Below are 12,508 nucleotides of genomic sequence, written 5' to 3' on the forward strand. Positions count from 1 at the left end.
TTAGGTCCTCCTTTGTTGGATTAATCCTGCGGGTTGATATCTGCATACACCGACACGCCCCGGTTGGCCTTGTCTGTCTGGGCCTGGCGCACCATGTGGGCCACCAGTTCCCGGGCTTGCCTGGTGTTTTTGGTCTGTAACGTCAAATGATAGCGGTAGCGGTTATTCACCTTCACCACCGCCGCCGGAGCGGGGCCCAGCAGACGACACGCCATGGAGCGATAGCCGGGCTGGGAGAGAATCTGCTCAAAGGCCTGGCGCAGCCGCATGCACACCCGCAACACCTCGTGCTCCTGGTCTCCGGTGATGTGCAACACGAAGAAGTCCCCAAAGGGGGGACAATCCCGGAGCTGGCGCATGCGGATTTCCTGCTCGTAAAACCCGTCATAGTCCTGACGGGAGGCGCACTGAATGACCTCATTGCCGGGGGTGAAGGTCTGGATAAAGGCCCGACCGGTCTTGCCGCCCCGGCCTGCCCGGCCCACCACCTGGGTGAGCAGAGAGAAGGTGCGCTCTCCGCCCCGGTAGTCCTCCACATACAGGGTCTGGTCAGCGGCTACAGCCCCCACCAAAGTCACATTTTCAAAGTCCAGCCCCTTGGCCACCATCTGGGTGCCCACCAGCACCGGGATTTTCTCCTCCCGGAACTGGGCCAGCAGCTTGGCGTGGCCCTGGACGCCAGACACCGTGTCGGTGTCCATACGCATCACCGATACGCCGGGAAAGAGGCGTTGCAGCTCCTCCTCCACCTTCTGGGTGCCCAGCCCCACAAAGCTGTAAATGCCACCGCACTGGGGGCAGTGCTGGGGCAAGGGCTGAGAATAGCCGCAGTAGTGGCACATGAGCCGTCCGTTGGCCTTATGGTAGGTCAGGTGTACCGAGCATCTGGGACAGCTGGGGGACTCCCCGCACTCTCCGCACACCACCATCTGACTACTGCCTCTCCGGTTAACAAAGAGAATGGCCTGTTCTCCCCGGTCTATGGTCTCTCTTAATGCCTCCACCAGGGGCTGGCTGAGGGCAACTCCGTTCCCCTCACGCAGCTGCTCCCGCATATCCACCACCGTCACCTGGGGCAGCTCCCGCTGGTTGAAGCGGTGCTCCAAAGTAAACAGGTGGTAGGTGCCTGCCTTGGCGTGGTACATGGTCTCCACCGACGGGGTAGCCGAGCCCAAAAGAAGCAGAGCGTTCTCTTTCGAACACCGGAACTTGGCCACATCTCGGGCATGGTACCTGGGGTTCTGCTCAGACTGGTAGGTGGGTTCCTGTTCCTCGTCCAGCACCACAAGTCCCAAATTGCGCACTGGGGCAAACACCGCCGAGCGGGTACCCACCACCACCATAGCCTGGCCAGAGCGGACACGTTTCCACTCGTCGTACCGCTCTCCCGTGGATAGGCCACTGTGGAGAATGGCCACCTGCTGGCCAAACTGGCAGGTAAATTGGTCCATGAGCTGGGGGGTGAGGGAGATCTCGGGCACCAACACCATGGCGCCTCTCCCCTCCTTCAGCCCCTTATGAATGAGCTGGATATAGACCTGGGTCTTTCCGCTGCCAGTGACTCCGTATAGCAGAGCGGCAGCGGCCCGCCGGGTCTCCATCAGCGCCCACAGACCGTCCATGGCCTGCTGCTGCTGGTCATTGAGGGCCACAGGGGTGGGAGCTTGGGCATTCTGCACGCCCACCTGAGGCGGGCGGCGGAACACCTCTTGCTTGCGCAGGGTGAGAAGCCCCTGTTTTTCCAGGGACCGCAGGGTACTCATGGAGGCCCCAGTGAAATAGCACAGCTCCTTGGCGGACACTTCCCCCATCTCGCCCAGGACTTTGACCGCCTGATACTGGAGGGGCGCTCTCCGCCGCCGGCCAGATACCTGGGCTAAGGCCTCCTCTGGCTCAACCGCCAAGGTTACTCGCTGTTCCAGCTTGTCCTTCACTCCAGGGATGCCGTCCGCCCGGCGGATGATACCCCCCGCCTCAGACAAGCGGCGCAGGGCAGGCCAAGGGTCCGCTCCGTCAAAGGCCCGCTGAATCTCACTGAGTTCCGCGCTACCCCCATAGGCGCATAGAATGTCCGACAGACGCACCGACGGCCGGTCCTCTCCAGCCAACTGATACAGGGCCTCTCGGTCCAGTCCTGGAGCTATGCTCCAGCTCTCTTTCAGAGCGTACCAGAGCCCGGCGGGGAGCATCACCCGGATGGCCTCGTACACGGTGCAAAAGTAGTGCTCCCGCATCCACAACGCCAGCTGGATGTTCTCCCCAGTCAGTACCGGCTCTTGGTCCAGAACCGTCTGGATGGGTTTTAATCCGTCCACGTTTTCCTGCTGGCCCAAGGCCAGCACAATGCCGTCACTGAGCCGGTTTCCCCGGCCAAAGGGGACGGCCACCCGCATTCCCACCTGCACACGGGACGCCATGTGCGGGGGGATTTTATAATCAAAGGGCCGGTCAATGGCGTAGACGGCGGCTGCCACTGCGATTTTTGCTGTCTGTGGCACCTCCCGTCAACCTCCTCCTTTTGACCGCGAAAGGGCAAGCAGCGCCTCGCCGCTTGCCCTGGCTTCACAGGCCGTGCCTTTTGACTTCTTACTCTTCGGTCTCCTCAACCGGTTCCTCCACCTGCAGCTGGCCGTCGGCCACCTCGCGCACGGCCAGAGTCACCGCCTTCTCCTCCAGGGGGATACCGGTCTGCTCCGACTCGCTGGAAATCTCACGGGCACGGTGGGCCACCACATTCACCAGCATGTAACGGCTGGGCACTTTCTCCAACAGGTCCTTCATAGGGGGATAGAGCAACATAATTCTTCAATCCTTTCGTTTTCTTCCAATTAGTCGTTGGTGCCGATGATGCTCTCGGCCAGCTGAATTCGCTTGTTGACTCGGCAACTCTCCGCCTCCAGGATGGACAAAATCTCCTGGGCGGCAGACATCACGTTGTCATTGACCACCAAGTAGTCGTACTTGGTGCACTCCCGGCACTCTTCCCGGGCTTTGGCCAGCCGCTGGGCAATCACATCCTCGCTGTCGGTGTTGCGCTTGCGCAGTCTGCGGGAGAGTTCCTCCAGAGAGGGAGGGATGATGAAGATACACACAGCCTCCGGGCACTTTTCCCGCACCTTGGCTGCACCCTGGACCTCAATGTCCAGCAGCACATCCACACCGGCTTGCAGCTTCTCCTCAATGATTTTGAGCGAGGTTCCGTAGTAATTGTCCACATACTGGGCATACTCCAAAAACTCATTGTCCCGGATCATGCGCTCAAACTCTTCTCGGGCGACAAAGTTGTAATTTACGCCGTGCTCCTCACCCACCCGGGGCTGCCGGGTGGTAAAGGACACCGAGAAATGGATGTCCCGTCGGCTGCTGAGCAGCTCGGAGATCACCGTGCTCTTGCCCACCCCAGAGGGGCCGGACAGAACAATCAACTCGCCACGTTTTTTCTTCTTCATATCTCTTTCTCTCCCATCTGCTCTTCTTCCGGTGACGAGGGGTCAAACCGCTGCCCCAGCACCTCCGGGGTCAGGGACGACCACACCACATGTCCACTGTCCATAATCAGCACCGATTTGGTCTTGCGGCCAAAGCTGGCGTCAATGAGCATACCCCGATCTCGGGCCTCCTGGCCCAGACGTTTGATGGGGGCAGATTCCGGGCTCACCACTGCCACCACTTTCCGGGCTGACACCACATTGCCAAACCCAATGTTGATCAGTTCCATGCCGTCACCTCGATATCACTCCAGATTTTGGACCTGCTCGCGAATCTTCTCGATCTCCGCCTTGATGTCCACCACCACCCGGGCAATGTCGATGTCATTGCACTTGGAGCCAATGGTGTTGGCCTCCCGGTTGAACTCCTGGATGAGGAAGTCCAGCTTGCGGCCCACAGCGCCGCCCTGGTCCAGCAGCTCCCGCAGCTGGGCGATGTGACTGCGCAGGCGCACCGTCTCCTCGTCCACTGCCACCTTGTCGGCAAAAATGGCGGCCTCGGTGAGAATCCGGCTCTCCTCAATCTGGGTGTTCTGGAGAATCTCCGCCATCTTGGCCTCCAAGCGGGCTCGGTACTCCGCCACCGTCTGGGGGGAGCGCTCCTCTACCTTGGACACCAGTCCCTCGATGGTCACAGCCCGGCCGAGAATGTCCTCTGCCAAGCGCTGCCCTTCCCGCACCCGCATGGAGTCAAAGTCCGCCAGAGCGGCATCCAGAGCCCCCAGAAGTCCGGCCTTCACCTGCTCCTGGTCCCGTTCCTTTTTCTCCACCGTAAGGATATCGGGGAAGCGTGCCAAGTCGGTGGCATAATAGCTGCCCTTCACCCACTCGCCCTTGCCCAGATCATAGAGTTTGGCCAGAGCCTGGATATAGGATTTGGCCAGGCCCTCGTTGACGGTCACCGTGGAGTCATCCTCCGCCTGGGCGGTCAAGGTGACAAACACATCCACCTTGCCCCGGGAAATGGAACTTTGTACCCGGCTTTTCATGGCGTCCTCTGCAAAAATGTACGCTCTGGGCATCTTGATGCCGCAGTCCAGATAGCGGTTGTTCACCGACCGCACTTCCACGGTGAAAGTGCCGCCCTCGTAGCTGCACTCCCCCCGTCCGTATCCGGTCATACTCTTAACCATGGTTTCATCAGCCCTTTCTCCAGTTTCTTCCCTTCCCCATGCGGGAGAGATAGGCTGTAATCAGCCCGCTAAAGCCAAAGTCATATAGTAAAAATACCACGTTACCCAGCAAATACACCAGCCCCAAGTGCAATTGCTCCAGGGGCAGGCCGTCCAGAGCCACCGCCTTGGTGACCAAGACCACAACTGTGTAGGCCAGGTTGAAAAACACCAGCTTACAGAGAATCTCCAAGGGTTTGCGGCGCAAGGCCTCCACCTTGGACTTTACCACCGGGTACAGGCCAAACAGGGCGGCATACAGGAGCACGCAGAACTTATCCGGTACCAGAAGCAGCCCCAGCACCGACACCGCACCCCAACACAGCAGTCCGGCGGAAGTTCCCCCGGCAATCACCACACCTGCGCAGGGTACCCCTGCCAAGGCCACCAGGCCGATGGCTCCGGTGGGTGAGATGGCCGAGCCGTACAGCAAAATGATGGACACCGCCCCCAACAGGGCCGGATAGGTGATGCTGCTGGCAGATTTGCCTGGTTTCATATCAATTACATCCCCCACACAGACAGTTCAGGCAGAGCATGGTGGTACAGCAGTCCAGGCTGTCGCACTGCCCTCCGGTCATATTGGTATTATACCCATAGCCGCCCTGCTGCATCATGGACAGAGCCTGACGGTACTCCATGTTCCCCGGCTCCATCTGGCAGGCGATCTGATAGTTCTGTCTGGCCTCGTCCAGCCAGCCTCGGCGGTAGGCGATACTACCCATGAGGAAGTACCACTCGCCGTTTTTGCTGGAGATGCCCCGGAGCAGCTGTTCCGCCCCGTCCAGGTTTCCCATATTGATATACTGGCGCACCTGAGCAAAGGAAGTGGAAGAGTCGCCTCCACTGTACTGACCCTGGTATCCATAGGACTGGGAATAGCCCCCCTGATACCCGCCGCCGGTGCTTCCGCCCCCGCTGCGCGCCTTGGTGATGGCATCGTAGGCCTCGTTGACCTCTTTCATCTTCTCCTCTGCCAGATCGGCCAGAGGGTTATTCTGGTAGTTGTCCGGGTGGTATTTCCGGGCCAGTTCCCGATACGCACGCTTGACTTCATCATCACTGGCGTTGGGGCTGACCCCCAGCACCTCATACGGATCTCTCATGCATGTATCTCCCTTTGTGTAGCTTTTTGACTTCCTTCCATCGCCCGTCCATCACAGCGCTCTGCACGGCGGGAAGGCCAATGCACAAAATATTTTCTAAGACGTGGTCCCACTCTCCCAGCTCCAGCAAACTGGCGGCACTATATGCCAGCCGTACCGAATGGGTACAGGTGGTGGCCACATACTCCTGCTCCTCTTTGGCCTTGCCCTCAAACCGGGCATCCAGTGGGTTATACCGCCCACAAGCCCGATCCTCGTCCAGATCATCCCATGCATCCATCAGGTAAATCCAGCGCCCCAAATGGTACAGCAGCTGCTGCAAAATACGGGCCTGGTCCCCTTGGGCCTGCTCTGAGGCCGCAGAAGCCAGCATGGCGGCAAATTCATGGGCCACGGCGTCCAGCCGTGGAGAGCGCTGGGCTTCCAATTGGTCCAGGCGCTCCAGACAGCCTTTCACTTGGTCTACAAAACTCGGACAGGCCTGGGCCGCTCTCCGGTATGGCCTGTGAAACCAGCGGCGCAAAAATCGGTATGGCAGACCACTCCAAAAGCCGTGGTCCTTCACATCATCGTCCAGCTTGTGCCAAGTGAGAATCAAACTCACATCCGCCGCTCGCTCCATCCCCGGCCCTCTCAGGCACGCCTTGGGCTTGCGGATGGGGTGGGCGGGACAGCGCTGGCACACAGTCCGGTCCCCTCCCTGGCAGATTTGCAAGAGGATGGCCAGGAGGGTCAAGTCATAGTTTAAGGTAAATCGGGTCCAAAACCCATGTCTCTTTCCCATCTCGTGGCAGAGGCCACAGTAGGCGGATTGGTACAGGTCCTTCTCCTCCTGGGAAAGCTGAGTTAGAGCCGGTCTGACATATCCAAACATAATCAGGCTCTATAGAGGGAGACCACAATCTTATAGTCTCGCCCCACCACATCGATCTGATCACGGGTGCCCACACTGTCCAAGTAGACGTTGGCCGTCACCGTATACTGTCCCGCGGCCTGGTTGATGTCCTTCAAGTCGGCCACCACCCGGATTTTATCCGGCGTAACGGCATCCAGCAGCTCCTGGCTGCCCCGGACCTCCACCTCCACCATCTGGGTCAGCGCTTTGGCCGCCCAGCCATCGGGAGGAGAAATGCAGTCAATGTTGGTGACCTCCACGGTCTTGCTCTTCAGAGAGTCGTCCAGATCCAGGGTGGCCGTCACCTGGGTGACACCGCTGATGTTGGTCAACTCGTCGGTGAGGGCAATATCAAAGGTGATCACATCCCCGTCGTGGACGGTGCCCAAATCAATGGTGCCCAACACGATGGAGCCCTCAGACTGGATGGCCTCCACGGCCGTCTTGCTGCCGGCTACGGTGAGAGACTCCTGACTCAAGGTGCAGGTCACCTGATCCAGGGCGACGCCGCCGCCTTCCACCAGATCCACCTTCAGGGGAATGTCTGCCGTGGCCAAGATGGGGAAGGTGGTGTGCACCGTGGCCACCGAGCACTCCACGTCCAGGTTGTCAATGACGTCGCCGCTGGCGCCGATGAAGCGGTAGGGGAAGTCCCCGCGCACGTTTTCGGAGAGGTTTTCACCCGTGACCACCACTTCGGCGTAGGACACCTGGTTGACCAGCTCCGCCTGGCCGCTGATGGTGATCTTATTGGGGGAGAAGACAAAGTCCTCCTGGTCTCCAGCTAGATACCCCTCTGCAGTGGTGCCTTCAAACTTGCCCCGCAGTTCGATCTCCCGCTGGCGGTACTCCGCCACCGCGAAGGAGACATTTCCCGTCCCCTCGTTGATGATCTGCACCTGACTGGCACTGATGTTGCTGGGCAGCTTCACGGTATAGGCCAGGGTATAGTCCCCGGCTCGCTCGATGGTGGCCACATCCACCACCAGTTCCACCGTCTTATCGGTGAGCTGGGCCAACACCGCAGGTTTGGCCTTCACCGTAATATTGGCGGAGGGTGCATCCCCGGCGATCATCAGGCCGTTGCTCTCCAGCTGCTCTTCGCCGGAAAATGTAATGGTAATATTTCGAATGGATTTGCTCGCCTGATTTCCATCCATGGAGGTCACATAAAACCACATGACCACAGCAATGGCGATGGATAAAACCACATAGAGCGCCTTACTGTCGAGAATCTTCTTCCCCATCTGGCTTATCCCCCTTTATTGGTTTGAGCATATTGGTCAGCCATGCCGTGCCGGAGGGCTTGCTCTCCTCCTGCTTGGGCATCAGCTCATTGCGCAGCATCTGTTCCAAGGTAGCAGGAGCCAGGTGCCGCTTGAGCATCCCGTTGATGGCCACAGAAATGGAACCCGTCTCCTCAGAGACCAGAGCTACCACCGCATCAGAGTTTTCACTGATGCCAATGCCAGCCCGGTGGCGCATTCCCAAGTCCCGGCTGATGTTCACATTCCCAGACATGGGCAGCATACATCCAGCTCCCACAATTCGCCCGTTGCGAACGATGACGGCGCCGTCGTGGAGAGGCGCCTTATTCCAAAACAAGTTTTTCAGAAGTTCCGCAGACACCCGGGCATCCAGCGGTGTGCCCGTCTTGAGCACATCGTCCAGCATGGTCTTGCGCTCAAACACCATCAGAGCGCCCACCTTATCCTTGGACAAGGAGGTGTAAGCCTCCACCGTCTCCCGGATGGCATACTCCAGTTCATCGTCAATGGTCTCTTGGACAAAGATCTCTTTGATTTTACCGCTGCCCATCTGCTCCAGGAAGCGGCGAATCTCCGGCTGAAAGATAATGACCAGGGCGATAAATCCCAGCTCCACCGCATTATTCAGCACAAAGCTCACCACTTGCAATTGCAGCAGATTGGCAACGCCCAGAGCCACCACGATCAGCAGAATGGCCTTGACGACCTGGCCGGACCGACTGCGGCGGACAAAGCGGAAAATATGGTACACCACGAAGGCCACAATGGCCATATCCAACACGTCAAAAAAGCCGATCAGCTTCACATACTCCTGAACGGTGCGCAGGAACTGCTCAATATATTCCATTTCATCGCCTCCAACCACATGGCAAAATGCCATAGTATGGCTATCCTACGTATTATAGCTCATAAACGCCGAATTGGCAAGACAATGACAGCTAAAACTTCAAATATGAAGCAGATATGAACAAATCGGCCTGTCTCCTCTTCCTTTTTTCGGGCTCTTATTGTATAATCTCGAAAGATACACAAAGGACCCAGGAGGTATGTCCCTATGTTAATCAAACATGCACAAATCTACGACGCCGTTCACCCCCAACCCTATGTGGGGGATGTCCTGATCCACGGCACCGTCATCCAGGCCATTGGCCCCCAACTCTCCGCCCCCGGCGAAGAAGAGCTGGACGCCCAGGGTCTGCGCCTCTACCCCGGCTTCATCGACGCCCACAGCCATCTGGGCCTGGATAACTACGGCATGGGCTTTGAAGGCCACGACTACAACGAGATGGGAGACATTGTGGCCGCTCACCTCCGGGGCATCGACAGCTTCAACCCCCTGGAGCTGGGGGTGCGCCGGGCCCTGGAGGGCGGCGTCACCACCGTGGGCACCGGTCCGGGCAGCGCCAACGTGCTGGGCGGTACCTTCTTCGCCGTGAAAACCCACGGCAACTGTGTGGACGACATGGTGCTCCGGGACCCGGTGGCCATGAAGTGCGCCTTTGGCGAAAACCCCAAGCGCTGCTACCAGAGCAAAGGTAACTCCGCCCGCATGAGCACCGCCGCCAAGCTGCGGGAGATGCTCTTTGCCGCCCAGGACTACCTGGCCCGCAAAGAGGCCGCCGGAGACGATCCTCTGAAAAAGCCCAAGTACGACATGAAGCTGGAAGCCCTCATTCCTGTCCTGAAAGGCGAGATTCCCCTCAAGGCCCACGCCCACCGGGCCGACGACATCTGTACCGCCATCCGCATTGCCAAGGAGTTCGGAGTGAACATGACCCTGGAACACTGCACCGAGGGGCACCTCATCCCGGAGGTGGTGGCTCGCTCCGGGTTCCCTGCCGCCGTGGGCCCCACCCTCACCAATGCCAGCAAAATTGAGCTGGTGAACAAGACCTTTGAGACCCCCGGCGTGCTGGCCCGGGCTGGAGTTCAGGTGAGCATCATCACTGACAACCCCGTCATTCCCCAATCCTACCTACCCTTATGCGCCGGGCTGGCCGTGAAGGCGGGCATGGACCCCTTCGAGGCATTGAAGGCCATCACCATTAACCCCGCCAAGCATCTGGGCGTGGAAGATCGGGTGGGCTCCCTGGAGCCGGGCAAAGATGCCGACCTGGTGCTGGTGGACGGAGACCCCATGGTCAGTGACAGCTACATCCGGTGTGTGTGGATCAACGGAGAAAAAGTAGTTGGTTAACCAAAAATGTGCCTGACGGCCGAAGCTGCCAGGCACACGCTTCTCAAAAATGCCAGCATTTTTGAGATGGGCTACAGCCCGCTGCATGCATAATTGGGTCAAAGGGCGACCCAATTCCACACTGGCGGGCTGAGAAGAGTTTTTTCCGATGCACATGTCCTCGAAAAAAACAGATTTTAATTTATTTTCCCATCTGCGGATGGGAAAACTCTGCCGAGGGCTTTGGCGTAATGGTAAGTCAATTGGTCCCTCTTGCACGAACATGAATTTCTTTGACAGTCTGAAATGTGCCTGGCGGCCGAAGCCGTCAGGCACATGTTTTATCTTATCGTTATCGGTAGATGGGGTGGGCCTGGGTGAGTTGGGCCACGCCCTGGCGAATCTCCTCCGCCTTGTTTTCAAAGTCCGTAGCCGCCCACACAATATACTGGGCCACCTGGTCCATGTCGGCGGTAGTAAAGCCACGGCTGGTCACCGCAGGGCTGCCCACCCGGATGCCGCTGGTCTGGAAGGGAGAGCGGGGATCTCCGGGCACCTTGTTTTTATTGACGGTGATGCGCACCTCGTCCAGGCGGCGCTCCAACTCCTTGCCAGTGAGGTCGCCCAGATTGCGCAGGTCCACCAGAGCCAGGTGGTTATCGGTACCGCCGGACACCAGGTTCATGCCCCGGCTCATGAGCCCCTGGGCCAGAGCCTGGGCGTTGTCCACCACCTGCTGCTGGTACACCTTAAACTCCGGCTTGAGGGCCTCGCCCAGTGCCACTGCCTTGGCAGCGATGATGTGCATCAGAGGTCCGCCCTGAGCACCGGGGAAGATGGCGGAGTTGATCTTCTTGGCCAGATCCTCGTCGTTGGTGAGAATCATGCCGCCACGGGGACCACGCAGGGTCTTGTGGGTGGTGGTGGTCACCACATGGGCGTAGGGCACGGGAGAGGGGTGGAGCCCAGCGGCCACCAGGCCGGCAATGTGGGCCATATCCACCCACAGATAGGCGCCCACCTCATCGGCAATGGCACGGAAGCGGGCAAAGTCGATGGTTCTGGGATAGGCGGAGGCGCCAGCCACAATCATCTTGGGCTTGCACTCTTTGGCCACCCGCTCCAGCTGGTCGTAGTCGAGGTAGCCAGTCTCCTCGTCCACACCGTAGGCCACCACGTTGTAATATTTGCCGGAGAAGTTCACGGGGCTTCCGTGGGTCAAGTGCCCACCGTGGTCCAGGTTCATGCCCAACACGGTGTACCCGGGCTGGCACAGTGCCATATACACGGCGTAGTTGGCCTGAGCTCCGGAGTGGGGCTGCACATTGGCAAACTTGGCCCCGTAGAGCTGGCAGGCCCGCTGGATGGCCAGGGTCTCCACCACGTCCACGCACTGGCAGCCGCCATAATAGCGCTTGCCGGAGTACCCTTCTGCGTACTTGTTGGTGAGCACGCTGCCCGCTGCGGCCAGCACCGTCTCAGAGACGATGTTTTCCGAGGCAATCAGCTCGATGTTGTCACACTGTCTTTGATATTCGGCCCGGATGGCAGCACCCACCTCAGGGTCCATTTTGGATACAAAATCCATATACTCCAAAACCATGGTTGTTCCACCTTTCTCTTATGAGCTAGTTGTGCCCTATTATATCCGCTTTATTCTAATAAAGCAATAGATAAACCTTGAAAGTTTCGTGACATTCCCCCTGGGTCTATGGTATGATATCGCCAGAGGTGATACATATGAAAACTCCCCAGCAAGTCCGTGCCATGGTGGATGGACTCAAGCAGCTCTATCCCGACGGCATCTGCTCGCTGCAATATAAGAAAGACTATGAATTGCTCTTTGCGGTGCGGCTCTCCGCCCAGTGCACCGATGAGCGGGTCAACCAAGTCACCCCCGCCCTCTTCGCCCGCTTCCCCACTCTGGAGGCCTTCGCCCAGGCAGACGTGGAGGAAGTGGGGGAATACATCCACTCCTGCGGATTCTTCCGGGCCAAGAGCCGGGACCTGGTGCTGTGCGCCCAGATGCTCCTATCCCAACACGGCGGAAAGGTCCCCGGCACCATGGAGGAGTTGGTGGCTCTACCCGGCGTAGGGCGCAAGACCGCCAATCTGATTTTGGGCGATGTGTTCCACACCCCAGGTGTGGTGGTGGCAGACACCCACTGCATCCGCATTTCCGGACGTCTGGGCCTCACCGATGGCACCAAGGACCCCGGCAAAGTGGAAAAGCAGCTGCGGGAAATTCTTCCCCCAGAGGAGTCCAACAACTTCTGCCACCGCCTGGTGCTCCACGGCCGGGCCATCTGCACCGCCCGCCAGGCCAAGTGCGGCATGTGCCCCTTGGCTCCCGTGTGTGATTACGCCGCTAAATTGTAAGCAGCAAGCCCCGCCGAGATCGGC

At 58.9% G+C, this 12,508-nt stretch carries 13 protein-coding genes; 2 read left to right on the top strand and 11 right to left on the bottom strand.

Features of this window, described 5'->3' with window-relative positions:
- Positions 1-20: 20 nt before the first annotated feature.
- From priA to cdaA, 10 genes are all read right to left on the bottom strand, one after another.
- A complete protein-coding gene (priA, locus tag E0L15_RS00520) occupies positions 21-2,498 on the bottom strand; it encodes a primosomal protein N' (protein ID WP_168124157.1) in 2,478 nt (825 codons plus the stop codon).
- An 88-nt stretch (positions 2,499-2,586) separates the two neighbouring features.
- Complete coding sequence (rpoZ, locus tag E0L15_RS00525) at positions 2,587-2,799, bottom strand: DNA-directed RNA polymerase subunit omega (protein WP_087234082.1); 213 nt, start codon at positions 2,797-2,799, stop codon at positions 2,587-2,589.
- Between the two features lie 29 nt (positions 2,800-2,828).
- A complete protein-coding gene (gene gmk / locus E0L15_RS00530; protein WP_087234084.1) occupies positions 2,829-3,449 on the bottom strand; it encodes a guanylate kinase in 621 nt (206 codons plus the stop codon).
- A complete protein-coding gene (locus E0L15_RS00535; protein ID WP_087234086.1) occupies positions 3,446-3,718 on the bottom strand; it encodes a DUF370 domain-containing protein in 273 nt (90 codons plus the stop codon). The genes gmk and E0L15_RS00535 overlap by 4 nt, the downstream gene beginning before the upstream one ends.
- Positions 3,719-3,733: 15 nt before the next feature.
- Complete coding sequence (locus tag E0L15_RS00540) at positions 3,734-4,621, bottom strand: YicC/YloC family endoribonuclease (protein WP_168124158.1); 888 nt, start codon at positions 4,619-4,621, stop codon at positions 3,734-3,736.
- Positions 4,622-4,628: 7 nt separating this feature from the next.
- Positions 4,629-5,159 (bottom strand): hypothetical protein, encoded by a 531-nt coding sequence (locus E0L15_RS00545; protein ID WP_168124159.1) that lies wholly within the window; start codon positions 5,157-5,159, stop codon positions 4,629-4,631.
- Between the two features lies 1 nt (position 5,160).
- Complete coding sequence (locus E0L15_RS00550; RefSeq protein WP_168124160.1) at positions 5,161-5,766, bottom strand: J domain-containing protein; 606 nt, start codon at positions 5,764-5,766, stop codon at positions 5,161-5,163.
- Complete coding sequence (locus E0L15_RS00555) at positions 5,750-6,640, bottom strand: DUF5685 family protein (protein WP_168124161.1); 891 nt, start codon at positions 6,638-6,640, stop codon at positions 5,750-5,752. Before E0L15_RS00555 ends, E0L15_RS00550 begins: the two co-directional genes overlap by 17 nt.
- 2 nt (positions 6,641-6,642) lie before the next feature.
- Positions 6,643-7,908 carry a hypothetical protein gene (locus E0L15_RS00560; RefSeq protein WP_168124162.1) on the bottom strand — a complete coding sequence of 422 codons (1,266 nt, stop codon included), beginning with the start codon at positions 7,906-7,908 and terminating at the stop codon, positions 6,643-6,645.
- Complete coding sequence (gene cdaA, locus E0L15_RS00565; RefSeq protein WP_087369271.1) at positions 7,883-8,776, bottom strand: diadenylate cyclase CdaA; 894 nt, start codon at positions 8,774-8,776, stop codon at positions 7,883-7,885. The genes E0L15_RS00560 and cdaA overlap by 26 nt, the downstream gene beginning before the upstream one ends.
- A gap of 207 nt (positions 8,777-8,983) precedes the next feature.
- Between cdaA and E0L15_RS00570 the strand changes: the two genes are divergently transcribed.
- Positions 8,984-10,126, top strand: coding sequence for an amidohydrolase (locus E0L15_RS00570; RefSeq protein WP_168124163.1), 1,143 nt, complete (start codon positions 8,984-8,986; stop codon positions 10,124-10,126).
- Between the two features lie 331 nt (positions 10,127-10,457).
- Here the strand turns inward: E0L15_RS00570 and glyA are convergent, their stop codons facing one another.
- Positions 10,458-11,708, bottom strand: coding sequence for a serine hydroxymethyltransferase (glyA, locus tag E0L15_RS00575; RefSeq protein WP_168124164.1), 1,251 nt, complete (start codon positions 11,706-11,708; stop codon positions 10,458-10,460).
- 137 nt (positions 11,709-11,845) lie between these two features.
- On the opposite strand from glyA, the gene nth reads away from it, so the two are divergent.
- Complete coding sequence (nth, locus tag E0L15_RS00580) at positions 11,846-12,484, top strand: endonuclease III (protein ID WP_168124165.1); 639 nt, start codon at positions 11,846-11,848, stop codon at positions 12,482-12,484.
- The last annotated feature ends 24 nt before the right edge of the window (positions 12,485-12,508 follow it).

The organism is Pseudoflavonifractor sp. SW1122 (assembly GCF_012027765.1).
GTDB classification, from domain to species: domain Bacteria; phylum Bacillota; class Clostridia; order Oscillospirales; family Oscillospiraceae; genus Enterenecus; species Enterenecus faecium.